Below are 25,217 nucleotides of genomic sequence, written 5' to 3' on the forward strand. Positions count from 1 at the left end.
AATTCCCGGTCACCTTATCGAGAATTTAGCTTTTTTGCATAGCATTGGTGTTGTGTTCTAGTACTCTCAAGACGGTGTTTAATAAAGTTTTACCTCGAAAAACCATTCGCTCGAAAGCTCTTATTCATCACGTATCTTCCCAATTTCCTTTTTCCTTATCACACGTTCCAAAACCTCGTCCAACTGATCAACTTTTTTTACGATGGCCGTTAGTTGTTCTCCCGAATGCTCGATTTCATCAAATCCACTGGTCGCTGCCTGATAAGCAAAAGAAAGAAGGTCCAATTTAATTTCCGCCAATGAAAGTCTTATATAATATACGTCCATTGCCTAGCCTCCCTCTACAATCATGAAATTAGCTGACTATAGAGAAAAGCTATCACATAATCCAGTTGTTTCTGGTACTTGTCGGCGTACCGTTTTAAAATTTTTGAAGGGAACTTTTTGGTGGGTGTTTTTAATGGCTAATGGAAAGAGACAAAAAATTAATTTCAGCCATATTGAAAGGACTGTAGAGGCATTAAAGTATAGGTAAGGTAGGATCATTCGTACGCAATGATTAGACCGCTATTGTCTTATTTTCGAAAGCGATCAAAGTTGAACGTAAAAATAGCAATAAAAATAGTCGGTACAACGAGAAGCAACAAAGCCAGCGCCAATACAAGGGAAGAGTTGTAGAAACGATAGAGAAAAAGCAATAGCATTCCACCAGAAATCACATACATCATTTTCCCCATGAACCTATTCAACTTGAATGTGTCAATCTTCTCCTTTTCCTCTTCGTTCATGGCGTTTAACCCGGCAATTAAAAAATCGCCTTTTCCAATGAAAAGTAGAGTGGATATTCCGAAGAAAAGAATAACCATCAGTAAAAGAAGTAGTATCATACCGCATGCCTCCCCCCTTAGACAGAAGAAACATTCCAACAGACCAAGCTAAACCGCCTGTACGGTCCATGCTAGACATACAGGCGGTTTATTTCAAACTAACTCTTTCTCCGTCTTTACAACTGGACGCCCCACAGAATAGTAATTCAATCCAGCTTCTTTCATCGTTTCGATGTTAAAGCAATTGCGCCCATCAAACACAACCGGTTCTTTTAGATTCGCTTTGAAATCTCCAGGCGTGAGGGCACAAATCTCATCCCACTCCGTCACCACAAACGCCGTATCTGCGCCTTGAATAGCAGCAAACGCACTGTCTGCATAGTCGACAGCAGCGGGAAGCACGTTTCTCGCATTTTCCATGGCGATTGGGTCATAAGCAACAACACGGGCGCCTGCTAAAATAAGTTCTTGCGCTAGAATGATGGAAGCTGCTTCACGCATATCATCTGTATTCGGCTTAAACGCCAACCCTAACATTGCAATTGTTTTACCGCGTAACGAACCAAAGTGTTCTCTCGCTTTTTCAACAAGCAGGCGTTGTTGCTTATAATTGACTTCAATGACCGCTTTTAACAGTGTAAATTCATGCTCCACATTGCCGGCAATTTGCACAAGCGCGCTCGTATCCTTCGGAAAACAGGAGCCACCATAGCCAATCCCGGCATTTAAAAATTTATTGCCAATCCGCTTGTCTTGTCCCATGCCTCTCGCAACATCATCTACGTTCGCATTCAATTTCTCGCACAAATTGGCAATCTCATTGACAAAACTGATCTTGGTGGCTAGAAACGCATTCGACGCATACTTAATCATCTCAGCGCTGCGAATGTCCGTCCGAAAAACAGGAATGCCAAACGGTTTGTTGATTTCCTCAATCAAATCACCTGCCACCACACTGTCGGCGCCGATGACAATCCGGTCACCGTGGAACGTATCATGTACCGCTGAACCCTCACGCAAAAACTCCGGATTTGACACAACAGCAAATGGTACATCCGTATGCTTATCAATGTAAGATTTAATGTAATCATTGGTTCCAACCGGTACCGTGCTTTTCGTGACAACCACTGCATAATGGGTAAGGTGCTCAGCAATATGGTCTGCGACAGCTTCAATAAAGCGAAGATCAGCCGTGCCATCTTCCTTCTGTGGAGTGCCCACCGCTATATAAATCGCATCAGCCCCTGCAAATGCCTGTTGATGCTTAGTCGTAAAGGACAACCGACCTGCTTTAATGTTTTTCGTCATTAGCTCCGACAAACCCGGTTCATAAATGGGAGAAACACCGCTTTGCATCAATTCAACTTTCTGTTCATCAATGTCTACGCACGTAACCGAATGGCCAATATCCGACAAGGCAACGCCGGTTACGAGGCCAACGTAGCCGGTGCCGACGACGGCGATGTTTTTAAAAGACATAGGATACCCTTCTTTCAATTACTTTACTTGTAGTTTAACAAACTCACAATGCGCCTCAATTTCTTCCCACGATTCAAATAGACGGATCTTATCATCTTCCACAAGGTTTCTTCCAGTTTGAACCTCTATGAACTCTAGAGCAGTGAGTGCCTTTACACTATGTTTCGCCCGTGCAGGAACACGTAACACATCCCCCGCTTTAATCGGTATTATCTTATCATCAAGCACAAACTCCCCTTCTCCTTTTATAACGGTCCATACTTCATTGCGTGTCTCATGATATTGATAGCTTAAATTTTTTCCTGGCAGCACAGAAATCCGTTTGGTCAACATTTCCTGGCCATCCTCATAACTCGCATGGTCGATTACATGGTACCAACCCCAACGGCGCTCTTCAAACATAGGACGTTGGTCAAAGTCTTTTAGTAGTTCTTTAATTCGCGGACTTGCCGACTTCTCCGTCACCAAGATCCCGTCTGGACTTGCGGCAATAACCATGTCCTTGACACCAAGAGCAGCTACTGGAATATCAAGCTCATTGACAATGTGCGTGTTTTCAGAATCAGGACTAATCATACCCTTACCTAGCAAATTAGTTGCCATTTCATCTGTCAATGTGTTCCAAGTACCAAGATCCTTCCAATACCCTTTGTATGGAAGAGCCACGATATGCTCTAGCTTTTCTACCACTTCATAATCAAAACTAATTTTCGGCAGTTCGCTATAACGATTTAGCAGTTCATTATATTGGATTGGAAGTCCCTTCTCAAGAAGGATGTCAATAAGCGTTCCTAATTTAAATGCAAAAACGCCAGCATTCCATAAAGCGTTTTTAGAAAGCAATTCTTTTGCTTCCTCCTCAGTCGGCTTCTCTTGGAAATGGCTGACGTTTACATACTCATCATTTTGGTTTTTTAGTGGAATAATATACCCGTATTTTGAAGAAGGGAAAGTGGGTTTAACACCGATTAGACCAAGTTCTGCTCCTGTTTCATCCATTATAGGTTCTAAATCACTTATTTTTTGAAAGAAAGGGGTTTCAACATAAGGATCTACAGGCATAACTGCAATTTTTTCGTTCAAAGAAATTTTTTGGATAGAGTAAAGGTAAGCAGCTGCTAATGCAATTGCCGGAAATGTATCACGACGTTCAGGCTCAATAATTAGCGGGACATTTCTTCCAAGTTGATTTATTATCATATCAACTTGCGAATTGCTTGTAGCAACGATAGTTTGATCATCATACCCTACTTCCCTTAGTTGGTTCCATACTCTTTGAAGCATAGACTGTTCTTTGTAAGAATCACTCCTCAATAATTTCAAAAATTGTTTTGATCTATTGTCATTAGATAAAGGCCACAGTCTTTTACCTGATCCACCTGATAATAAGACAAATCTCATACATCTACCCCCCTCTTTCTACAGTTGAAGCAAAATGCCTAATTTGCTTATTAAATCTCGCTTCCTTTTCAAGCTTGACCCGTTTTATTTTTTCTAGTAATTTATCACTCTCTTTATAGGCAGTTCGTATCGCCTGTGCAATTGCCTCAGCATTATTTTCTGAATATATGGCAGCATCGCTGTAAATCATCTTTAGAGCTTTTTTATTTGATAGAACCATAACTTTTTCTGCACCAAGACCCTCATTACTTACACTCATTTGTATATCGTCAAATATTGTTAATCCAAGTAAAACATCACAACTTTTTAGTTTTTTCATATATTCGTCATTTGTTAACCATCCTGTTATTTTCAAATTAGAAGGTAATGATTCAGAACTTATTCCATAGTTATCTTCTAATTTTCTTTCATTACCAGTTAAAGTGAATTTAATATCCTGATTTTCTTCTGCGCATTTTACTACTTCTAATATAGGCTCGTCTGAATTAAATGATGCAGGAAAGAATACTTCTATAGTATCGGAATTTGTTTTTTTATTATAACTAGAATCATTATTGGTCTTGTCTTCTAATACTAAAACTTCCTTACCTTCAAAGATGTGTTCATTTATCACACTATTTAGCACTATACTGTTGTGAACACATACTATATCTACATATTTAAAAAACTTAGACGTGCCCACTCTAGTTAACCAAGGAGGTCTAGTCATAGCATTATGGGTATCACTAACTATTTTAGTTTTTTTGAAAAAAAACTTATAAACTATAGGAGCCAATAAAGAGAAAGAAGGTGGAGTTTGCACTAACACGATTTTAGGTTTTTTCTTAAATAAAACCATTAAGTCAGCGATGAAAAAGAGAATATAATTAAATAACTTCCTAATTTTGTTGGCATTCTTATGATCACGATAAAATAACTCTATTTCCCCTATGGATTTTTCCAAATCAGGAATAATATTCTCAACCCTGGCCTGATAATTAGTCCATACTAAGAAAACATTCTTTTTCATTAATGGCTCCCCTTTAATACAATCTCTTTAACTATATGTCTGGCCAAGTCCCCTTTTTGTTCATAGACTTTAAACTTTTTGCCCTTGATTTCTTCTAGTTTTTTTCCTAACTCCTTGACATCCGTCACCATTTCTATATACCCTTGGTCATGAAATACACTTACAATTTCAAACTGATGATTATCTACATGCTCATTAAATTTGACATCTCTAGGTATTGCTATTACCTTTTTTTGTTTTTTTAATGAACTAATTATTGAAGAAGTGCCTCCATGACAAATAATTATATCTGCTTTTTCTATTAATTCATCAAACTTTTCTCGACCTAGCATTTTATAACAATTAAAATAAAGAGATTCCTTGGAATATCCATTTTGTATAATAACCTCTTCTTTTTTAAACACTTTTTTCTCGTAAAGCTTATCTATCGCACTTATAACCCTATTCATTTTAAACTTTTGGGTACCTAGTGTAACTAATATCAATACAAACTCCCCTTAAAAATAGCTTTTGGGTAATGTACAAGCATTTCTTCCCATTGTACAAAAAAGTAGTCCGCGAACCTATAAACTATTCTGCCCGTTAAAGTAGGACTATTCACTTTAGCAAAACTCTCTATAAATATAATTTTAGCCCCAAAAATCTTCGCTGATATTAAGAAAGGTAGTACAACTCCTGCTCCTGTAGATATAACATAATGGGGTCTAAATTTGATTACATAAACTACAGACTTAAAAAAGTTCATTAAGAGTATTAATAAAAACCATCGATTTTTTCTGTCTTGTTGTATTAGGTAATAATAATTAGTAGTGTTATTAACATCATTTTTTTCAGTAATTACCTTTACATTCTTATCCTCTATCTCTTCATTTCCAATGATTTCTTTGTATACCTCTAATAATTGTGACCAATGACCGCCTGTTGAGCTTACAAGGCTAATTCTTTTACTCACTAACTCCACCCTTTTTTATTGTTTCAATAATGTTAATTAAACACATTAGTAATAGAGTAAACGGCATTGAAAAATGTACAGTAACAAATAAATTATCATAGTACGCAACTATGCCTATAGATAAACAAATTACCAAAACCCATTTAAAATCCAATACTTTTACCCGTTTTGCGTTTATATAAAAAATATAAACAAACAGCAATAGCATAATTATCGAAACAGCTACCCCAATTGTGCCTACTTCAAGAAACATTCTTAAATATTCATTATGAGGCGCTACAAATTCTTTATGGGGGTTAACTTCGTACAAGGAATTACTTGCACCCATTCCTCTACCGACTAAAGGATGTTCTAATGCATTCTCTAAAAAATATCTCCACGCCCAGTACCTACCTGAAGTGTTTATTCCATCACCGTCTATAGATGAGCGTTGAACTAACATCAAAAAAGAAACAACACTGACTCCAATAATGGGAATGATAAGAAAAGCTGATATTGATAAATATAATAGATTGAATTTATTCTTTCTAAACGCCTCAATTATTTTTAACAGTAATAAAAACGCAATTATAAAGCTAACTCCTAAAATAGTTATTCTAGTAAATGTCCCCACTACTATTAACAAGTTTATAAGGAGCAGGATCGTATTTTTTTTTGTAAAAAAGAGATCTTGAGCTCTTTCTTTAAAAATAATTAATAAAACACTTGTAATCACTGCAACAAAACTTAACTCAGCTAAATGGGCGGGAGGGTTACTTCCTTGTAGTCGGAAAACCCCAGTATACTCATTTTTAATAAAGGACCACTCTGTGACAAAAGAAAAGACAATCCCCCCAAAAACACTAATCAAAGGTAAATAAATTAGTATTTTTAAAAGAGTATTAACCTCCTTTTTACTTATCTTTATTAATAGGGTTAAAAAAATGAGAAGATAAGAAGAATATGCAAGAATAACATCATTAACGTTAGAATATGTAACGTTAGACAAATTAATTAACTGTAGAAACATAAAGATTGTTAATAATAAAATTGAAACAAAACATAAATAAGAGAAACCATTTAGTCTAATACCTCTGCGAAAAATTATAAAAAGGGTTACAACTAATAATAACGCCCTTAAAACAGTTAAAAATTCCCCGCCAACCTCTGGAAAAAGAGGCCTCCAAGAAAAAGCAGAGACTAAGATGACTAATAAATAGTAGAGTGCCATGACTAATCAACCTTTAATTTTTAGTGAAAATACCTTTTAAAGTTAGGGTTATAATTTAAATTTCTACTTCTTTCGCCAATTTTTACAGCAGGAATACCTCCCACTATTGTGTAATCATCAACATCTTTAGTTACGACCGCTCCTCCTGCAATAACTGCCCCTTCTCCTATGGTTACTCCTGGCATAATTATTGATCCTGTACTAATCCACGCATATTTTTTGATAATTACCTTTTTAGACGTATACTCAAATTCAGGACTATTAAGATCATGCTCAGCTGTATATATTTTCACGTAAGGAGAAATGTTAACCTTTTCTTCAATTTCCAAACCACCTCTACCGTCAAGGACTACATGGTCATTAATTGCACAATTATTATCAATTTTTATTGAGTACGGGTTATATAGATAAACAGGTCTAAGTATAGTAGTATCTCTGCCTATCTTCATTCCAACTAATTTGTACATTGTTTTTCGTAGAAATTGAATAGGCACTAAAGGAACTACAAAATTTAACACTGCCATACAAAAATCTTTAATTATTTTCATTTAAATATTCCTCGATTTTTCGTTTTTAACTTTCTTTAAAAGCAATAAAGAAATTGTTAAAAGCATAAGGGCATCTGAAATTAAACTTGCATAAATAGCACCATAAATACTAAAAGTCAATATAAGGATGAAACTTAACAGGAAGTTAAAAGCCGCAATAAAGATTTGCACATAACTTCTCTCTTTTTGAAAACCAGCGCCCGTTAAAGCATCTGCAAAAACATAATGAAAGACTCTTAATACCACTATCGGTAATAATAGAGTAAAATACTTTATGCTATCGGTGTATGCAGGGAAAACTAGTTCTATAATAATTGGGAAGAAATAATAAGCAATTATTACAGAAGCTATACAATAAAAGAATAATGGTATTAGTACTTTCTTTGCCAACCTATAAGTACCATATACGCCTTCTTTCTCCCCCACTTTAAAAAACATTGGGAAAGTCAATGCTAATATTGCTTTAACTGGGATAAACAACACATCTAAGACCTTATAAGCAAAGCCATAGTGACCAGTAACATTTGCGGACTCAAAACGTCCTAAAAGCGTCTTATCAATATCATTATAAACCCCTTGAGAAGACAAGCCTATTGAAAAAAAAACTCCTTCTTTAAGTTGCGACATCTTTAAGGGAATTGAAAAAACCGGGCTCTCTACTTTTCTTAAAGTACCAATGTATACAACTATCGATAATATCAACGAAAAAGCAAAATAAGTAATTACCCACATTATCAACATGGCATTCTCGCTATTGGCGAATAGAAATATACTAAAAACGGATAAAAATCTTGATAAACTTATAAAGTTAAATATGTGCGAAGCTCTTTTAACATAATTCTTAGCTATGTATATCTGAGCACTCATTTCATTTAACTTTAGGAAAAATAAATCCGCAACACTTAGAATTAAAAACATCAAAGCAATAATACCGTAATTATTTTCATTACCAAAAATCAGCAAAATGATAAATTCACCGATTAATAGCAAACAAAAATAACTATAAAATGTAACTTTTATTGCAGAACCAAACAGTTCTGGGAAATTATTCTTACCTGCGGAGATATCTCTAGTTAAAATACTATTAAAGCCCATCCCACAAAAAGGTCCAAGTATAATTAAGATCGAAGAAACAATAACAAAAGCCCCGTAATCCGTTGGTCCTAACACTACCGCTAACAACAAAAAATAGAATGTCTGAAAGACCATTCTTCCGCCTTGTCCGTAGATCATCCAAAGTATCTTCTTCATAAAATTAAACAATGTTCCTTTCAGAACTTTAATGCTTTAGTAAGCTTTAGATCCAATCATTACCAAAACAGTAGTGACAATAATTTTCAAATCAAAAAACAACGATCTATTTTTTATATACTCCAAATCCATCTCCACCATCTCTTCAAAACCAACATTATTCCTCGCACTCACTTGCCAAACACCTGTACACCCAGGCTTTACGAGCAATCTTTGCTTGTGATATGTATTGTAATCAGCCACTTCTCTCAGCAATGGCGGCCTCGGGCCGACGAGGCTCATTTCGCCTTTAAGGACGTTAAAAAGTTGGGGAAGCTCATCTATGCTTGTCCGGCGAATAAATTTCCCAACTTTTGTGACGCGTGGATCGTCTTTCATTTTAAACATTAACCCGCTCACTTCATTTTTGTCGAGTAAATCTTTTAACAGGTCTTCTGCATTGCTGACCATAGAGCGGAATTTGTACATATAAAACTCTTTCCCATCTTGTCCGACACGAACTTGCTTGAAAATCACCGGGCCTTTTGGATCTTCCCATTTGATGAGGATAGCAAGAATGAAAAACAGCGGGGAAAGCATGATCAACCCCGCTGTTGCTGCGGCAATGTCCAAGGTGCGTTTAGCAAAGAGGTAGCCTTTCGAGTCGTTAACTGTTACTTTTTCTTGCTTCCTCGATCTGTGTTGGACGACTTCAGTGCGCGATGCCTCCATTTTGTTCCCCCTATTCTTACTTAGTTAATCGCCGTTTTTTCGCTAATGAACTCCCTCATTTTCTGGAGTAATGGTTCTCTCAATTCCTCCCGCTCCAACGCAAATTCCAATTGCGTGAGGACGAAGCCGAGTTTTTCGCCAACGTCGAAACGTTTGCCTTCAAAGTCGTAGGCGTAGACGCTTTGTTGTTCGTTCAATGTTTGGATTGCATCGGTTAGCTGGATTTCGCCACCAGCGCCTGTTTCTTGTTTTTCTAGGAACGTAAAAATCTCTGGTGTGAGGATATAGCGGCCCATGATGGCTAAGTTGGATGGTGCTGTGCCTTGTTTTGGCTTTTCAACAAAGCTGGATACTCGATACAGGCGGCCGTTTTGTGATTCTGGGTCGATGATGCCGTAGCGGTGCGTTTCGTTTTCCGGTACGGGTTGGACGCCGATGACAGAGCGTTCGGTTTGGTCGTATTGGTTCATGAGTTGTTTGAGGCCTGGCGTTTCTGCCTGAACGATATCGTCGCCGAGGAGGACAGCAAATGGTTCATTGCCAATAAACTTACGAGCGCACCAGACGGCGTGTCCAAGTCCTTTTGGTTCTTTTTGCCGGATGTAGTGGAGTTCGACTTTTGATGAAGCTTGGACTTTTTCAAGCATGTCGAGTTTGCCTTTGTTGAACAAATTTTGTTCGAGTTCAAATGAATGGTCAAAATGGTCTTCTATCGCTCGTTTTCCTTTGCCTGTCACAATAATGATGTCTTCGATGCCAGCTTCAATCGCTTCTTCAATGATGTATTGGATGGTCGGTTTATCGACAATTGGCAACATTTCTTTCGGCATTGCTTTCGTCGCTGGCAGGAAGCGCGTTCCAAGGCCAGCTGCTGGAATAATCGCTTTTTTTACTTTTGACATAATTGAATCCCTCCGTGTTGACAAAATAAAAAAGATAGAAAAAGGCTCACGCGCCAAGGATGTAAGCGTTTTTCTATCTTTTCAATTCGCTCTAGTATTTTGGGCTTAGCCCTTGAGGCATCGAACCTCCCCTCACACCATGCTGGCGGCGACATGCGCCTAAGGAATAATGCTTCCCTTAGCATGGCCGAGTACCTTCCTTGATAACGGTAAAGAAGGCGTAACCGAACCCATTCTACTTATATCGGCTAAAAAATGTCGATTATTGACTAATATACACTAACTTTAAAGGATTTTGTGGTTTTTTTAGGATCATGACATAAAACGATTCTTTTGGTCTATTTAAAAAGACAAATATGACATGAAGGCATAAATACATATATTAAATTAATGCCAGAATGCATCAAGCAAAACTATTTTACCACTTCCAAAGACCTTCCATCTACCTTTATTACAAAGATTTTATTTTTTATTTCATCTATTTTCAAGCTGGAAAAAGCTACTTTTAGCCATTTAAACGCATTAATTTCTTACTCTCTTTTCCCTCTCGAGAATAAATTTAAATGAGACTAAGGTCTGATCAAAAAAATACTCAAAAGCCTGTAAACAATTCTCCAGACAATCCGATAAAAAAATTAGAAGCACAGCGCTTCTACAAATCCTCAAGGATGAGGTAACAAAAAACAAAAGGAAGTGTGACGACTATGATCATCAATAACAACCTGTCTGCGATGAACGCTCATCGCCAACTCGGCATCAACCAAGGTGCTGCTTCAAAAGCACAAGAAAAGCTTTCTTCTGGTCTACGCATCAACCGTGCAGGGGATGACGCAGCTGGTCTTTCGATTTCAGAAAAAATGCGTGCGCAAATCCGTGGTTTGGATCAAGCGAGCCGTAACGCACAAGACGGTATCTCTCTTATCCAAACAGCTGAAGGTGCCCTTGACGAAACGCACAGCATCCTTCAACGTATGCGTGAGCTTGTTGTACAAGCAGGAAACACAGGCACAAACCAAGACGAAGACCTTCAAGCGATCCAAGATGAAATCAACTCGCTTAAAGAAGAAATCGGTGGCATGACTGATGGAAGCAAAGGGATTTCTGACCGTACTGCATTCAACGGCAAAGATTTGTTGAAAGGCGCAACAGATGATGCTGGCGCTTCTGCCCCTGCTTCTTTCACTTTCCAAATTGGTGCGAACCAAGGACAAACGATTACAATCGAAATCGGCGACATGAGCGCTACTGCACTTGGTACTGAAGGCGATGACGGATTAAAAATTTCCGATATCGATGTGACAAAGTTTGCTGATCCAGATGCGACAGATGAGGAAGGCTTTGACACACAACTAGCTGCTGTTGAAAATGCGATCAAACAAGTATCAAAACAACGCTCTAGCCTTGGTGCTGCGCAAAACCGTCTTGAGCACACGATCTCTAACTTGGACAACTCTTCTGAGAACCTTCAAGCTGCTGAGTCTCGTATCCGTGACGTTGACATGGCGAAAGAAATCATGGAATACACAAAGAGCAACATTCTTTCCCAAGCTTCTCAATCAATGCTTGCTCAAGCAAACCAAGCGCCACAACAAGTGCTTCAACTTCTTGGGTAATACAAAAAACAGATGGCTATCCGGCCATCTGTTTTTCTATAACTGTGTTGTTTTTTTAGTATACTGCGTATTTTCTAACATACTGAGCCCCGAGAACAGCTTCCACGGAGAGCGTAACAGGCATTTTCGTTTTGTATTGAAAAAAGCTACTTAACTAGCACCATCCGCTTTATCATCTGGTTGGAATACATTCCCATCACTTGTTTGCGTCAGGCTTTGAAATCCAGTAAATGCAAATACTATCACTAAAGTTAAAAGAAGTTTTTTCATTCCTGATCCACCCCCATTGATTTATGCTTTTGCTTCAATCTACTGGTATCTCAGGCATTTGCTATTTAGGCTTTCTCTTGCTCTAAAAAATCAACTAACACCATCCGCTTTGTCATCTGGTTGAAATACATTCCCATCACTTGTCTGCGTTAGGTCTTGAAATCCAGTAAACGCAAATACCATCACTAAAGTTAAAAAAGTTTTTTCACGTCTGTATACCCCCAATGCATTTTTCGTGCTTGGCTTTGTAAACTAAACCGTGGTATCTTAAGACGTTCTTTGCTAAAAAATCAACTAGCGATGTCTGTTTTATCATGTGGTTGAATTGGGGTCACATTTGGTAAACTTTGAAATCCGGTAAAGGCAAGTACAATCACTAAAGTTAAAAGAAATTTTTTCATTCCTGATCAACTCCCAGTGCATTTTGATTTAGCTTTGCTTCGTAAGCGACTTTCATATACTTCAATGCTTCTTGTGATTTTCCTGCTTTTTCAAGGTAAGCAGACGTCTCTTCAGCCACTTCAGCAATTTCAAACTCTAAAGAGTGTTCTCTTAGAAGATCGATGCCCTTATTGACTAATGCCAAGTTTCCATTTTCAATATAAAGCCCTTTTGTGACTAGAGACCGAGCCGAATATTCTGTATTTCTGTAATAAAGAATGCCTACTTCCGCTTTTTTAAAAAACTCCCGCGCTTCCAAATCCCTCTGTAAACGAAATAAGACGTTGGCCAAATTGTATTGGCTTTTCATGCTTACTGGTGATTGGCGGTGTTCCTTAATCGCTAAGGCGGACTTGAAATAATGTTCTGCCTCTTCCCACTCCCTTTTCCGTATTGCATTTAGTCCGAGGGTACGAAGAATGAGCGCTTTCGTTTCAAGGTGCATTTCTGCTTGCTGTAAAGCATTTTTTAAGATTTCATCCGCTTTTTCATACTTTCCGACTTCGGAGTTAGTTGCAGCAATTATGATTTGGCAGTTCAAACCCTTATCCACATACCCAAGACTGTCAAAGATCGTTTTAGCTTGCTCAACATATGAGGTCGCAAAAGGGTATTGGTTTAGTCGGTAACAAACGGCTCCTGCGTAATAATAAAATTCAGCCTCTTCTGCATCGTCATCGACATACTCTAATAAACGCTCTGCTTTCCTAAACAGTTTGATCGCGGATTTGTAACGTTCATTGATGTATTCATTTTGCCCACTGATGAAATAATAGAGGTACTTGAGTAAATGGTCGACTGTATTCTCTAGGATAGGTTCAATTTTCGAAAACCGTTCTTCTTCTTCCATTCCTGCGTTTTGTCTGAGCAGCATTTCATGGCGAAATTCGACTAATGAATAGTACGCTAAAATCTTGTCATTTGGCTCCATGTTTTTTACGAGGGCGCTGGCTTGTTCTTTAAGGAGAATCGCTTGGTCGATTGACCGCGAAATAATGCAACTATACCAGTCAACGATTTTCGCCCCCGCTTTTTCCGCCTGCACTACCGTAGACATCCGATCACCCCAAACCAAGTATGTTGCTTTCTATTATAAATGGAATTTTCTCGAATTGTAAGGAATTTGGATATTTCCCAACATCATTCAATTAGCTGTTTTTGTCGCACTTTGTAGAATAATAGTGAATTAAGCTTCTCTCGCCTTTACATAGAACGATATTAACTTGAACGTGTTCTCCCCTCTCCGTAAATGTCAACTTGATTCTATCGAACACGTCCTCTTTTTCACACTTATTGCCTTTTCCCCCTAATGCCAAAGTCGGTAATCGTCAAATCAACATGGAAGCGGACTGTCGCCTCTGAAAAGACTTCATCCCAGTTGTCTTTATTCTTTTTCCAAAATGGGTATTGCTGTACGCGTACATATTTAACAAGCTTAAAGGGAGCGGCCTCGTATTTTGTTTGCATGTCATTGACGATTTGGTCCACTTGTGTTTCTACCGTTTTTTCAAATAGCCCTTCCAGTTTCTTTAAATACGTTGGATCGTACGTATTTTCTTTCGGATCCCAGTTTTCCGCCAGGCGTCCATCTGATTTTACATAAATGTCCATCGTAAGTTTGTCGTTTTCAAGCGTTGTTTTAACAGACTCTATCCGAGAGCTTAATACTTCATATACCACTCGGTAGCCATCCACTTTAGCCTGCACGACGCCCGCTTTCACCTCGCCTGTAAGCCAGTTTAAGCTAGTTATTTGGTCAGGGGAGAGGGAATCGGCTAGATGGACGCCTTTCTTTAAAATTTGGCCTCCGTCTAGCTCCAAGTTTCCGTCTTTCACTGTCACTTTTGGCAAAATCATCGTGTAGCCACGATTAATGTTGTCAGACAACGTCCCAAGTGTGACCGGCGGTAGTACTTTTGTAGAGCGGTCGGTGTTTTGCGCAAGCGCGTCCAACATTTTCGATGTAGGTGCTACTCTTGCTTCTACTGGATACTTAAACAGTGTTTGCAACGGCACCTCAGTGACAAATATCCGAATGCCCCTCCTTGCCCGTTCGTCGCGGATTTTTTGGTTAATCAGCTCTTCGGCCCGCCACTTTCTTAACGCATCCTCATGAAACACGAGCACGAGTTGATGGTCGCTTAATATTCCTTGGTCAATTAACTCCAATTCCCGCGTTGCGTCTAAGACCGTTTCTCCTTTTGTATAAAGGTTTCGAAAAGAAAGCTCGGCAACACCTTTGGCGTCAGCAACAGGCAGATACAATTGCGTCAGCATGCCGACCTTTTCCTTTTCCTCTGCATCAATCCCAAGCCCAATGCCCATGACGAGTGAGTAGTCTTCAATATTCGTGTGGTCCCAGCAACCTGTAAGGAGCAGCACACTGCCAAGTAGCGCGATGATCTTATATTTCATGCCTTCACCTTCTTTTTGATGGCAACCGTGAGGTAACAAAGGAATGGCAATACCGCAAAAATAGTCAAAAAAGCATACTGTTCCCACTTGCCTACCATTGAAATTTGGTAGTACGTCTGTGGCAGTATGCCAATCGCAAAAACAAGCACAGTGCATACAAACAACAAATAGCCACGACGGATCGGCAGTCGTTTATCAAGCAAATGGACTGCCGCAAACAAGGCAAGCACAATGGTCGTAAAAAATTGCAGTGTCCATGTACTAATCAGCAAAGAATTTAAGCGACCAGAAAAGAACGCTCCACTTTCTGCAGCTTGTGTCAAGGCAATCGTTGGCCACACGAGCGTTTTTACTTCTGCCACACCTAGAGAGGAAACCACAATTCCATAAATTAACATGTAGACCACTGTTATCGTTGAAAACGCAAGTACACCGCTTTTCTTAGGCTTTGTGCCTGTTCGGAGAAAAGCGAGGAGAAGCAACATAACTTCAGCACCTTGAAAAGCTTGGAGCGCCTCTGTTACATTGGCGAAAATCGGACCAAACCCTTCTGGAGCGACAGGGCGTAGTCGATACACATCCACTTCCTCTGCACTAAGCCCGAGAATAAGCAAGAGCACAATAAGGGAAATCGGCAGAAAAAAACAGCAGATGCGTGCAATCGTTGCAAACGGGTAAAACACGGCATACGCGCTTAAAATGACAATCATTCCAATGACGACATAATAGGGCGTTTCTTCTAGCAAAAAATAGCGGATCATTTCGCTCATGGCCACGACTTGCCAACTGGACTGGACGAGAAAGTAAACGGCAATCACGATGCAAAGAAAATTGCTTACCCACTTGCCGAACGCTCTCTCCATAAAAACGTCAATCGAGTCAACCTGATGAGACTTGAAGGCAAAGACATTAAACAAAAAAATGAGGCTTACGGCTATGCCAGCAATCAGGACCGAGATCCAGCCATCAGCCGTATTTAAGTTAACGGTCATCGTCCGCGGCAAGTTTAACACACCCACACCGAGGAGCGTCGTCATCAATACTGCCGCAAACTGGACATTAGTCAGTGTCCGCTGCATATAAACGTTCGTCTTGGCCAAGTGCAATTCACCCCTTCTTATCCTTCAGTACAGTCGGCAAACGGAGGATGGCATCGTAAATGCCATGTTTTTTGAATGAAAATTTAAGCGAAAAATAATGGACGCCATAGTTATGCAAGCTTGCTAAATGAATGGTAAGGGCAATAAAAAAGCAAACGACGCCAAACAGGCCGAACATTGAGGCAAAGAGGATGGCGACAAAGCTAAGAAGCCGAAAAGACAAGCTCAAGTTATACATTGGCACGGCAAAAGACGAAATCGCTGTCAGCGCTATGATGATGACCATGATTGAGCTGACAATATGGGCCTCAACGACAGCTTGGCCAACAACAACGCCGCCAACTAGGCCGATTGTCTGCCCAAGGGGAGAAGGGAGGCGAATACTCGCCTCACGCAATAATTCTATAAAAAGCGTCATCACGACGACTTCGCCAGCCGCTGGAAAGGGCACGTTCATTCGTGTATTCATGATCGTGAGCGACAGTTCGTCCGGTATGAGCCCTTGATGGAAAGACACAAGCGCGATGTAAACAGGTGCAACAAACAACGTAATGAATAAAGCTATGTAACGGAGTATGCGAATGAGAGAGCTAATCATCCAGCGCTCATAATAATCGTCCGCCGCTTGCAGTTGCTGTTCAAACGTGGTGGGCACCATAAACGCAAACGGCGAGCCGTCGACAAAGATGGCGACACGTCCTTCTTCTAGGCCGCCTAAAATCAGGTCAACCCGCTCTGTTGTCTGGATTTGCGGAAATGGCGAGTACAAAGGCGAGTTGTTCAAAAAACTTTCAACTTTACCAGAATCCTCAATGTTGGCGTGTTGAATGCCCTTCAGGCGCTCGGCTACCTCTTCGACAACAGCAGGCTCTGTTTTTTCTTTATGGTGAATGTAGCGGATCGTCTTTTGTTTGTTTTTATAATGGACAACATGTTCAGCGACAATGAGGTTTTCGTCATCGCCATACTGGCGTACTAAGGCAATGTTTGCGTTAACATCCTCAATAAACGACACTTTCGGGCCGCGGATAACCGGCTCAATTGTCGGCTGCTCCACGTTGCGGTTCATTCCCTTTTTTAACTGCAACACATACGCAAACGGGACGCCCTCCACCAGCAAGACGACCCGATCCAAATACAGCGATTTGACCGCTTTTTTGACATCCAGTTCTACAGACTCCGCATAGCTAATCGATGGTTTCGCCCACTCCTCCTCGCTGCCCCTCTTTTTAAAATAAGCGGCTGGCAACCCATTTAAGTAGCGAAGGCAGCTCTCCATTCTTTGCATGTCCGCTTCTCCGAAATAAAAAAACGTCAACTGCTTATCCAATGAAGTCGCGTACGCATATTTAATCGTCAAGTCGGCTTGATCGCCTATTTCCTCGACCAATTTTTTCTTATTTTGTTCATAATCGGCACCAAACACATCCATAAAAGGCTCCTCCGGCTATTCATACCGTTAGTGTGCCAAGTGGGATAGGTTGTTATGCAGGGCAATCGGTGGCTGGCTTGGATTCGCATGAATGCTGATTGCGGCCAAGACGTACATTAGCGAAGCCTCCTACCACTAAATTTGTTCATGCCAAAAAAACATAAAAAGGGCGTGTTTAAACATGTACAGAAAACATTCGGGAGTCCCCCATTCCGTAAAAGGTGTAATCCACTTTTAAAGATCGGGTGTCGTTTATTTTCCTGTTCGGACTGCACAATTGGTTTGGCGAAGCTCCGATCGTAACAACCGAAAACAAAATATGTGGGAGGTACGGCCAGACTCTTATTATTCATATGAGAAACCCTGTCAGATCGAATGTTTGATCGTATTCTTTATCGAACATTTAAATGTGGATCCCTTGACGCTACTCTTCATTGCTTCCCTTTGAAGAATTTCGCCACTCACGCGAAAGGAGCTGCGGCGCAGCTCCTTCGTTGTTGCAAGATTACTTTTAGTAAAGTGTTTTTACCGCGTCGGGCGAAAATGGCGTCAGTTCGTTGATACGGCCATCACGGATTTTGCTTGCCCATGCAGGGTCAGCTAATAATGCCCGACCGATCGCTACGAGATCAAATTCCCCCTGTTCCAGTTTCTCGATCAACCCGTTAATGTTCGAGACACCTGCTCCCTTTCCTTCGGCGAAGAGTTTCGTAAATTCACTGTCCAACCCAACTGATCCGACGGTGATTGTTGGTTTTCCTGTCAGCTTTTTAGTCCAACCAGCAAGATTCAAATCAGACCCTTCAAATTCAGGTTCCCAGAAGCGGCGAGTGGAGCAGTGGAAGACATCGACTCCTGCGTCGGTTAACGGTGCCAGAAATTGCTCCAATTCAGCCGCTGTTGTTGCCAATTTAGCCGTATAGTCACTGGACTTCCATTGCGAGAAGCGCAGCACAATAGGAAAGTCCGGTCCGACGGCGCGGCGGCAAGCTTCGATGACCTCCACCGCAAAGCGGGTGCGTTCCACCATATCACCGCCATAACGATCTGTGCGCGGGTTCGTTTGATCCCAAAAAAACTGGTCAATCAAATATTGGTGCGCACCGTGCAGTTCAATCCCGTCAAAGCCGATCCGCTTCGCTTCCGCTGCAGCTTGCGCAAAAGCATCCACTATGGCGGCGACATCGTTTTCCGTATAGTCGCCGACATGGCCGCGAGCACCCATATGCCAAATCTGTGGGATGATCCGGCCACCGGCTTTGTGCACCTCAGCCACTACGTTGGCCCAGCCGTTTAATGCCTTGTCGCCATAGATGTGCGGGACATTTTCCTGATTCGACGAATCTGGATGCTCAATGACCGTACCCTCGGTCACAATTAGTCCGACTCCGTTTTCCGCTCTGCGGCGGTAATAGGCGGCCACATCAGGCCCTGGAACGCCTCCAGGTGAAAATTGGCGAGTCATCGGCGCCATCACAATCCGATTGGACAGATTCATATTTTTAATTGAAAACGGTTGGAACAAAGCTTGAACGGACGTTGAATTCGTCATAACTACCTCCGGGTTTCATTTTGTATGTGAACAGTCTAGAAAATCAATCATTTGATGCCCTCTATGTTTTTAAGTATCACCCCCTCGCACGTTTTTCCATACGGTCTATACGCCTTCTTGACCACACAGTCAAGAATTTTCCTAAAAAAGACATGCACGCATTCAACGTATCATACATGCATGTTGTTATATATCACTCACAAGCTTCCATCATTCTCTGCCATCATAAGCGCAAGCGCTGTACGCAATACCACTGCGATCTGTTCTCGGGGAGCACCTGATTTTTCCATAATCTTCGCGCCGCTAAGAGCGTTGTTCAGGTGAAGGGCAAGCGCTTTGCTTGTAAGGCGAGACGTAATCAATTGCTGTTCCTGACCGCTGCGAATGACCGTCTCTAGCACACGGCCGACCTGATTAAACATCAATGCGACCTCGCGATTGACTTCCTCGTCATCGGTTCCAAATTCAAGGGCTGAATTGACGATGAGGCAGCCTCGACTCATCGTTTCATCGTTTTGACAGAGCGTAGCCTCGCAAATGGCCTCCAATTTTTTCACAGGAGACCCCTCCTGAGAGGCCAATGCCTCCAGCATCGCTATGCTCTGTTCCCTGTATAGCACTAATGCACGTAAAAACAACTCGCGCTTATTTTTAAAGACACAATACAAACTTTGTTTCTTCACTTGCGTCGTGCTAGTCAAGTCATCATAGGAAGTCGCTTTAAACCCTTTCGTCCAAAATACTTCCATGGACTGGCGCAGCGCACGATCAACATCAAATTCTCTTGGTCTGCTCATGGAGGTATCATATCCATTCTTGACCGCGGAGTCAATTAGTTTGCTTTCCCCACTGTTAACATTTATCGTTTCCTGGTTCGGCTAGGTCATCAAAAAAGAGCTTTTCACAAAAAAGCGCAAGAAAATCGATATGCTCGTCCCTCTTCGGAAGATCCAATGCTAGATTTAAATGGATTTTTTATCCTCCCTTTGCGAAATGGCTTCATCAATTTCCTTTACGTGGGGCGCTTTTTCCATCAGCTCGGCGCGGAATGAGGCTTCGTTGTCTGGAGAAATTCGGACTAACTCTCTGCCGTCGTTGACTTTGATGGCGACGCCTGTTAAAGCCATGGCGGCTTTAACGCCAGGAGTGTAAAAGCCTTTTATTGGATGAATGCTTTCCATTGTTTCATATGGAAAGAAATAAGAGTAAAAACCGGCTTTCACATACAAGCCTTCTTCTTGCAGTTCATAATACATATTCGTGATTGATGCGGTTACTAAGACAAGGCCGAATACCAACATTGGGCCAAATACATAAATCATTAAGAATGTTGCTGAATCGTCTGTGTACATAAAAAAGAGTACGGCAATCCCGATTAGCCAAACCGCGGCAATAATGGCTTTCATGGCCCAATCTCGTTTTGAGTAGTAGCGCATAGGTTGAACTCCTTTTCCCATTTTTCTATCAACAACCGTCTATTTTGCTAAACATTTCCTTCTTTTAGTCTAACGCACTTGCGTAGCCTTTTGAACAGTACGATACTCCTGAGCGCAAACCAATCGGCAAATAGAAACCATGCCTTTAGACCTATTATTTTGCTTATTCTTAGTATGTGTCTCATTTCTTCCTCACGTAAAATGATTACACTATTAACGTTATATAAGAAGGGGCTACTGTGAAATAGTCTGGCGTAGTTTTAGGACCGCCAAAAAACACCCTAAAGCAGCCGATTCGAGCTGTCTTTACGGTGTTTCTCTCTGCTTATAAAGCGGTATAGCCGCCGTCAATCGTTAGAATTGTACCTGTGACAAATTCATTTTCGGCAAGAAAAACCATCGCATGGGCAATGTCTTCCGGTTTTCCTAACCGCCCTATTGGATGTTTGGCGACAAGGCCATCATAAAAGTCGCCAAGCGCTTCCTTATTTACGGCGGCTGTCTCTACAAACCCAGGAGCTACGGCGTTGACGCGTATCTGTTTGTCTGCATATTCAACTGCCAACGATTTTGTCATTGTATTGACTGCCCCTTTTGCAGCGTTGTAAGGCAGCGCCTCGGGCTGAGCGACGGAGCCGAGTATGGACGACGTATTGATGATACAACCGCCGCCTGTTTTAATCATTTCTTTAATCGCGTGCTTCGATCCTAAAAAAACGCCGTCTTGGCATACTTTCACGATTTTTTCGTAATCCTCGTATGTTCTTTCATGGGACGGGCTCATTGTACCGAAACCGGCATTGTTTATAAGAATATCAACGCGCTCATAGGCCTTCACCGTTTCAGCGACCATATTTTGCACCGATTGTTCGTTTGATACATCGGTTTGCACAAACAGTACTTGCTTGCCTGCATCTGTTAATTCCTTAACAGCAGCCTCTCCCGTCTCCTTATTAAAATCAGCGATCACCACTTTTGCGCCTTTTGCCAAAAACGCATCGACCGCTGCCCGGCCAATGCCAGACGCACCTCCGGTAATAATCACGACCTTGTTGGTTAGTTCAACCATAAGCAACCTCCTGTTTGGATCAGTACTGTTATCCTTCCCAAAACAAATAAGGACGATGCGTCAATGGCTGACAGAAAATCTTCCAATCAAATCGCAAAATTCACAAAGATCTTCTTTTCATCTTTGCCAATACCGTTTATTATAAGAAAATAACTTAGTTGAACCAAGAAAGGAGCCGACCATCAAATAAGAATTCGATAAATTCATGGAATATTTAAATAACATCTCTTTATTTAAGGAGGACGTACAGTGGACGTGGTCTTAGAGTTTATTAATAATGTGCTGTGGAGCTCACCAGTCGTTTACACATTATTAGGTGTAGGATTGATTTTTTCATTACTAACAAGATTTTTGCAAGTCCGCCATCTAAAAGATATGTTTACCCTTATGTTCAGTGGCAAAAAATCAGATGCCGGCGTTTCCTCTTTCCAAGCGTTATCCGTTGCTTTGGCAGGCCGTGTCGGAACGGGGAACATTGCTGGCGTCGCTTCAGCGATTTATTTTGGCGGACCAGGGGCTGTATTTTGGATGTGGGCGATTGCCTTTCTGGGCGCTTCCAGCGCGTTTATTGAGTCGACGCTTGCACAAATTTATAAAGATAAACAAAATGGCCAATACCGAGGCGGGCCTGCTTACTATATTGAAAAAGGATTAGGCGTAAAATGGTTTGCGATTCTGTTTGCAGTCGCAGCCCTTGTAGCGATGTCTGTGCTTATGCCTGGCGTCCAGTCCAATTCGATTGCCGCTGCTGTCAATAATGCCTTTAGCATACCGACTTGGGCAACTGGGTTGTTTCTTGTATTGGTTTTAGGGCTGATTATTTTTGGCGGGATTAAATGGATCGCGAACACCGCCGCTTTTATCGTGCCATTTATGGCCATTGGCTATATGTTGATGGCGGCCATCATTATTTTTATGAACCTATCTGCTGTACCAGAAACGATTGCCTTAATCTTTCGCAGTGCGTTCGGAATGGACTCTCTCTTTGGCGGCTTGCTTGGCAGCGCTATTTCTTGGGGCGTCATGCGCGGCGTTTACTCCAATGAGGCTGGCCAAGGCACTGGCGCGCATCCCGCGGCAGCAGCCGAAGTATCACACCCAGCTAAGCAAGGGTTGGTGCAAGCGGCCTCTGTATACATTGACACTTTGCTTGTTTGTTCAGCAACTGCCTTTATGATCTTATTTACAGGGATGTACAATACACAAGGGCCTGAAGAAGGTACGCATGTGTTTGAAGCGATTCCTGGCGTTGAGGCTGGGCCTCAATTTACACAGGAAGCCATCAACCAGGTGTTCCCTGCTTTTGGAACGGGATTTGTCGCGATTGCACTCCTATTTTTCGCTTTTACAACGATTATGGCTTACTACTATATTGCCGAAACAAACATTGCCTATTTGATGCGCGGGCGCAATGCGGCCTGGCCAATGGTTGTCATTAAGTTGCTGTTGCTTGGAGCGACGTATTACGGCGCCAACCGAACAGCTGCAAATGCATGGCTCCTTGGCGACATTGGCCTCGGTTTAATGGTGTGGATCAACATCATTGCCATCGTCCTGCTCGCCAAGCCAGCAATGATCGCCTTAAAGGATTATGAAGCTCAGAAACAACAAGGGCTTGACCCTGTTTTCGATCCTAAAAAGTTGGGCATTCAACATGCGACATTCTGGGAAACGTACGAGAAAGGGCCAGACAAAAATGCTAGTTAAGTTCGCACGCTTTTAGTCAATCATTTCATGAAACAGCTAGCTTCAAATGCCTTGAAGCTAGCTGTTTTTGAGTGTGTCACCATTATTAAAAGGAAAAACGCCCCTAATGCTTCTATTGTGATTCATTGCCAGTTCAATTAGTGGACAATCCCTAAAATAAAGCCATCGTAGCCCTTTTCGCCTACTGTTTGGATCGCAGTCGCCTCAATCCGTTCCTCTTGCTCCAGTAATTCTACAAATGTGCGGATGCCTTGGACACGAGGATCCGTGCTGTGGCGGTTTAGTACCTCTCCGTCACGGATGACGTTGTCAGCGACAAGGACCGCGCCAGGAGAAGCCAGCTTCAACGCCCACTTTACGTAATGTGGATTGTTAGGCTTATCGGCATCGATAAAAATAAAATCAAACGATTGCTGCTGTTCGTGAAGAATAGGCAGGCTTTCAAGGGCGGGACCTATAATGATATCGACCTGATCGGCATAACCGGCAAAAGCAATGTTCTCCTTTGCACAAGCAGCATGTTTGGGTTCATATTCTAACGTCACGATTTTTCCCGTGTCTGACATCCCTTGTGCCAAGCAAATCGTGCTGTAGCCGCCGAGCGTACCAATTTCAAGAATGCGCTTGGCCCCTTTCATTCTTGCTAACAGCGTCAAAAGCTTCCCCTGTGTTGGCGAAACATCAATAGCTGGCAACCCCTTTTGGCGATTATTCGCTAAAGCAGCGTCCAGACCCTCATCCCCTATCCGCAAACGTTCCGTCATATACGAATCAACGAGCTGCCAAGTTTGCTTTTCCACATTCCCAACCCCTTTTCGTTATTTTGCTTACAATTCCAGTGTATACTCAACATAACAATAAAAATAATCGATCTTTTTTAGGAATCTATAACAATTATTTATATATCGGGGAGTGACGGAATGAATCTTCACGGACTTCGGTTGTTTTATACGGTGGTGCGCACGGGAAGCATCACCAAAGCAGCACAAGCTTTGCACATTAGCCAACCAGCTGTTTCGAGCCAACTAAAAGCGTTTGAAGCGGAATTAAACATACCTTTGCTACAAAAGGACGGCAGGGGGATTGTGCCTACGCCATTTGGAAAACAGCTTGCTGACAAAGCAGAAACGTTATTCTCGGTTGAAACCCATATTGAAGCATTTGCTCAACAATTTCGCGATGTAGGCGCGGGGCACATCCATGTCGCTGCCACATATCTTCCGGCAAACTTTTTATTGCCACAATTAGCAGGAGCATTCAAAGCCCAATATCCTACAATCGATTTGCAAATCGAAACGGTCAATTCTCAACAGGCATTTGAAAAACTGGCCCGTTACAAAGCCGATATAGCGATATATGCTGGCACCATCGACAAACGCGCGAAAGACTTTGTTTGGGATGAATGGCTAGAAGATGAGCTTTGGTTTGTCACTGCTCCCTCCCATCGATTGGCCAATGAACGAGTCTCGTTGGCGGAAGTAGTAATTGAACCATTTGTCATGCGCGAAGAAGGCAGCTCGACAAGGGCGCAATTATTTACGTTATGCCAGGCCAACCATCTAAAACCGCCAACGATTGCTTTGCAGTTCAGTGGATTGAACGAAGCCCTTTCTGCTGTGATGGCCGGTTTTGGCATCAATTTCGTTTCCTCTTTAGTAGCGAAGGAACATATAAAACGAGGCGATTTAGCGCGCGTCTATGTTGAACATGTCCCCATCGTCAACAGCATTGCCATCTGTACAAGAAAACAGGAGCAGCAAAACGAACTCGTCCAACGGTTTATTTCCCATTGCAAACGAACACGTTTCAAGCACGGCAAGTGATCTTGTCGATTAAACAAACGTTTAATTAACGCTTTTTTTCATCCTGTCAATAGGGATACACACTTGAAA

General features: G+C 41.6%; 23 protein-coding genes and 1 pseudogene. 3 read left to right on the forward strand and 21 right to left on the reverse strand.

The genetic code is table 11. From position 1 onward, the window contains the following. Positions 1-120 precede the first annotated feature (120 nt). The 12 genes and pseudogenes from V5G21_RS07090 to galU all read right to left on the reverse strand — a co-directional run bounded on the left by V5G21_RS07090 (position 121) and on the right by galU (position 10,290). The gene (locus V5G21_RS07090; RefSeq protein ID WP_011248522.1) at positions 121-327 is read right to left on the reverse strand and encodes a hypothetical protein; all 207 of its coding nucleotides are present in this window, start codon (positions 325-327) and stop codon (positions 121-123) included. Between the two features lie 248 nt (positions 328-575). Further along, on the reverse strand, positions 576-887 hold the full coding sequence (locus V5G21_RS07095; RefSeq protein WP_011248523.1) for a DUF3784 domain-containing protein: 312 nt from the start codon (positions 885-887) through the stop codon (positions 576-578). A gap of 93 nt (positions 888-980) precedes the next feature. Continuing rightward, a complete protein-coding gene (locus tag V5G21_RS07100) occupies positions 981-2,306 on the reverse strand; it encodes a UDP-glucose/GDP-mannose dehydrogenase family protein (protein WP_338465425.1) in 1,326 nt (441 codons plus the stop codon). 18 nt (positions 2,307-2,324) lie between these two features. Next, entirely contained in the window at positions 2,325-3,707 is a 1,383-nt protein-coding gene (locus V5G21_RS07105) for a sugar phosphate nucleotidyltransferase (RefSeq protein ID WP_338465426.1), read from the reverse strand. A 4-nt stretch (positions 3,708-3,711) separates the two neighbouring features. Next, on the reverse strand, positions 3,712-4,716 hold the full coding sequence (locus tag V5G21_RS07110; protein WP_338465427.1) for a hypothetical protein: 1,005 nt from the start codon (positions 4,714-4,716) through the stop codon (positions 3,712-3,714). Continuing rightward, the gene (locus V5G21_RS07115; protein ID WP_338465428.1) at positions 4,716-5,201 is read right to left on the reverse strand and encodes a glycosyltransferase; all 486 of its coding nucleotides are present in this window, start codon (positions 5,199-5,201) and stop codon (positions 4,716-4,718) included. The genes V5G21_RS07110 and V5G21_RS07115 overlap by 1 nt, the downstream gene beginning before the upstream one ends. Further along, positions 5,198-5,668, reverse strand: coding sequence for a PssD/Cps14F family polysaccharide biosynthesis glycosyltransferase (pssD, locus tag V5G21_RS07120; protein WP_338465430.1), 471 nt, complete (start codon positions 5,666-5,668; stop codon positions 5,198-5,200). The genes V5G21_RS07115 and pssD overlap by 4 nt, the downstream gene beginning before the upstream one ends. Continuing rightward, entirely contained in the window at positions 5,661-6,878 is a 1,218-nt protein-coding gene (locus tag V5G21_RS07125) for an O-antigen ligase family protein (protein WP_338465431.1), read from the reverse strand. Before V5G21_RS07125 ends, pssD begins: the two co-directional genes overlap by 8 nt. Positions 6,879-6,898: 20 nt before the next feature. Beyond that, positions 6,899-7,069 (reverse strand): annotated as a pseudogene (locus V5G21_RS21410) (hypothetical protein); the annotation flags it as partial. 357 nt (positions 7,070-7,426) lie between these two features. Then, a complete protein-coding gene (locus V5G21_RS07135) occupies positions 7,427-8,659 on the reverse strand; it encodes an oligosaccharide flippase family protein (protein ID WP_338465434.1) in 1,233 nt (410 codons plus the stop codon). A gap of 54 nt (positions 8,660-8,713) precedes the next feature. After that, complete coding sequence (locus tag V5G21_RS07140; RefSeq protein ID WP_338465435.1) at positions 8,714-9,388, reverse strand: sugar transferase; 675 nt, start codon at positions 9,386-9,388, stop codon at positions 8,714-8,716. 20 nt (positions 9,389-9,408) lie between these two features. Continuing rightward, positions 9,409-10,290, reverse strand: coding sequence for a UTP--glucose-1-phosphate uridylyltransferase GalU (galU, locus tag V5G21_RS07145; RefSeq protein ID WP_011248536.1), 882 nt, complete (start codon positions 10,288-10,290; stop codon positions 9,409-9,411). 704 nt (positions 10,291-10,994) lie between these two features. Here galU and hag point away from each other — a divergent pair. Beyond that, on the forward strand, positions 10,995-11,903 hold the full coding sequence (hag, locus tag V5G21_RS07150) for a flagellin Hag (RefSeq protein WP_011248537.1): 909 nt from the start codon (positions 10,995-10,997) through the stop codon (positions 11,901-11,903). Between the two features lie 667 nt (positions 11,904-12,570). On the opposite strand, the gene V5G21_RS07155 is transcribed toward hag, so the two are convergent. From V5G21_RS07155 to V5G21_RS07190, 8 genes are all read right to left on the reverse strand, one after another. Beyond that, positions 12,571-13,671 carry a tetratricopeptide repeat protein gene (locus V5G21_RS07155; RefSeq protein WP_095317105.1) on the reverse strand — a complete coding sequence of 367 codons (1,101 nt, stop codon included), beginning with the start codon at positions 13,669-13,671 and terminating at the stop codon, positions 12,571-12,573. A 233-nt stretch (positions 13,672-13,904) separates the two neighbouring features. Then, complete coding sequence (locus tag V5G21_RS07160; protein WP_011248539.1) at positions 13,905-15,029, reverse strand: Ger(x)C family spore germination protein; 1,125 nt, start codon at positions 15,027-15,029, stop codon at positions 13,905-13,907. Next, a complete protein-coding gene (locus V5G21_RS07165) occupies positions 15,026-16,129 on the reverse strand; it encodes a GerAB/ArcD/ProY family transporter (protein WP_011248540.1) in 1,104 nt (367 codons plus the stop codon). Before V5G21_RS07165 ends, V5G21_RS07160 begins: the two co-directional genes overlap by 4 nt. Before the next feature lie 7 nt (positions 16,130-16,136). Next, positions 16,137-17,561, reverse strand: a complete 1,425-nt coding sequence (locus V5G21_RS07170) for a spore germination protein (protein ID WP_011248541.1) — start codon at positions 17,559-17,561, stop codon at positions 16,137-16,139. A 511-nt stretch (positions 17,562-18,072) separates the two neighbouring features. Then, entirely contained in the window at positions 18,073-19,113 is a 1,041-nt protein-coding gene (locus tag V5G21_RS07175; RefSeq protein WP_035206220.1) for an NADH:flavin oxidoreductase, read from the reverse strand. Between the two features lie 197 nt (positions 19,114-19,310). After that, on the reverse strand, positions 19,311-19,910 hold the full coding sequence (locus V5G21_RS07180; protein WP_035206219.1) for a TetR/AcrR family transcriptional regulator: 600 nt from the start codon (positions 19,908-19,910) through the stop codon (positions 19,311-19,313). 165 nt (positions 19,911-20,075) lie between these two features. Next, complete coding sequence (locus V5G21_RS07185) at positions 20,076-20,549, reverse strand: PH domain-containing protein (protein WP_011248544.1); 474 nt, start codon at positions 20,547-20,549, stop codon at positions 20,076-20,078. 325 nt (positions 20,550-20,874) lie between these two features. Continuing rightward, positions 20,875-21,618 carry an SDR family NAD(P)-dependent oxidoreductase gene (locus tag V5G21_RS07190; protein WP_035206217.1) on the reverse strand — a complete coding sequence of 248 codons (744 nt, stop codon included), beginning with the start codon at positions 21,616-21,618 and terminating at the stop codon, positions 20,875-20,877. A 249-nt stretch (positions 21,619-21,867) separates the two neighbouring features. Here V5G21_RS07190 and V5G21_RS07195 point away from each other — a divergent pair, with 249 nt between their 5' ends. Further along, positions 21,868-23,325 carry an alanine/glycine:cation symporter family protein gene (locus V5G21_RS07195; protein ID WP_011248546.1) on the forward strand — a complete coding sequence of 486 codons (1,458 nt, stop codon included), beginning with the start codon at positions 21,868-21,870 and terminating at the stop codon, positions 23,323-23,325. Between the two features lie 137 nt (positions 23,326-23,462). Here V5G21_RS07195 and V5G21_RS07200 read toward each other — a convergent pair whose 3' ends face one another. Further along, positions 23,463-24,125, reverse strand: a complete 663-nt coding sequence (locus tag V5G21_RS07200) for an O-methyltransferase (protein ID WP_011248547.1) — start codon at positions 24,123-24,125, stop codon at positions 23,463-23,465. Between the two features lie 120 nt (positions 24,126-24,245). Here V5G21_RS07200 and V5G21_RS07205 point away from each other — a divergent pair, with 120 nt between their 5' ends. After that, on the forward strand, positions 24,246-25,148 hold the full coding sequence (locus V5G21_RS07205; RefSeq protein WP_073304537.1) for a LysR family transcriptional regulator: 903 nt from the start codon (positions 24,246-24,248) through the stop codon (positions 25,146-25,148). Positions 25,149-25,217: the final 69 nt, after the last annotated feature.

It is taken from the genome of Shouchella rhizosphaerae, assembly GCF_036700015.1.
Taxonomy (GTDB): domain Bacteria; phylum Bacillota; class Bacilli; order Bacillales; family Bacillaceae_D; genus Shouchella; species Shouchella rhizosphaerae.

Excerpts from the sequence above, each read along its gene's own strand:
- V5G21_RS07090 (WP_011248522.1), bottom strand. The coding sequence starts at position 327 with ATGGACGTATATTATATAAGACTTTCATTGGCGGAAATTAAATTGGAC.
- V5G21_RS07095 (WP_011248523.1), bottom strand. The coding sequence starts at position 887 with ATGATACTACTTCTTTTACTGATGGTTATTCTTTTCTTCGGAATATCC.
- V5G21_RS07100 (WP_338465425.1), bottom strand. The coding sequence starts at position 2,306 with ATGTCTTTTAAAAACATCGCCGTCGTCGGCACCGGCTACGTTGGCCTC.
- V5G21_RS07105 (WP_338465426.1), bottom strand. The coding sequence starts at position 3,707 with ATGAGATTTGTCTTATTATCAGGTGGATCAGGTAAAAGACTGTGGCCT.
- V5G21_RS07110 (WP_338465427.1), bottom strand. The coding sequence starts at position 4,716 with ATGAAAAAGAATGTTTTCTTAGTATGGACTAATTATCAGGCCAGGGTT.
- V5G21_RS07125 (WP_338465431.1), bottom strand. The coding sequence starts at position 6,878 with ATGGCACTCTACTATTTATTAGTCATCTTAGTCTCTGCTTTTTCTTGG.
- V5G21_RS07135 (WP_338465434.1), bottom strand. The coding sequence starts at position 8,659 with ATGATCTACGGACAAGGCGGAAGAATGGTCTTTCAGACATTCTATTTT.
- V5G21_RS07140 (WP_338465435.1), bottom strand. The coding sequence starts at position 9,388 with ATGGAGGCATCGCGCACTGAAGTCGTCCAACACAGATCGAGGAAGCAA.
- galU (WP_011248536.1), bottom strand. The coding sequence starts at position 10,290 with ATGTCAAAAGTAAAAAAAGCGATTATTCCAGCAGCTGGCCTTGGAACG.
- hag (WP_011248537.1), top strand. The coding sequence starts at position 10,995 with ATGATCATCAATAACAACCTGTCTGCGATGAACGCTCATCGCCAACTC.
- V5G21_RS07155 (WP_095317105.1), bottom strand. The coding sequence starts at position 13,671 with ATGTCTACGGTAGTGCAGGCGGAAAAAGCGGGGGCGAAAATCGTTGAC.
- V5G21_RS07160 (WP_011248539.1), bottom strand. The coding sequence starts at position 15,029 with ATGAAATATAAGATCATCGCGCTACTTGGCAGTGTGCTGCTCCTTACA.
- V5G21_RS07170 (WP_011248541.1), bottom strand. The coding sequence starts at position 17,561 with ATGGATGTGTTTGGTGCCGATTATGAACAAAATAAGAAAAAATTGGTC.
- V5G21_RS07175 (WP_035206220.1), bottom strand. The coding sequence starts at position 19,113 with ATGACGAATTCAACGTCCGTTCAAGCTTTGTTCCAACCGTTTTCAATT.
- V5G21_RS07180 (WP_035206219.1), bottom strand. The coding sequence starts at position 19,910 with ATGAGCAGACCAAGAGAATTTGATGTTGATCGTGCGCTGCGCCAGTCC.
- V5G21_RS07185 (WP_011248544.1), bottom strand. The coding sequence starts at position 20,549 with ATGCGCTACTACTCAAAACGAGATTGGGCCATGAAAGCCATTATTGCC.
- V5G21_RS07190 (WP_035206217.1), bottom strand. The coding sequence starts at position 21,618 with ATGGTTGAACTAACCAACAAGGTCGTGATTATTACCGGAGGTGCGTCT.
- V5G21_RS07205 (WP_073304537.1), top strand. The coding sequence starts at position 24,246 with ATGAATCTTCACGGACTTCGGTTGTTTTATACGGTGGTGCGCACGGGA.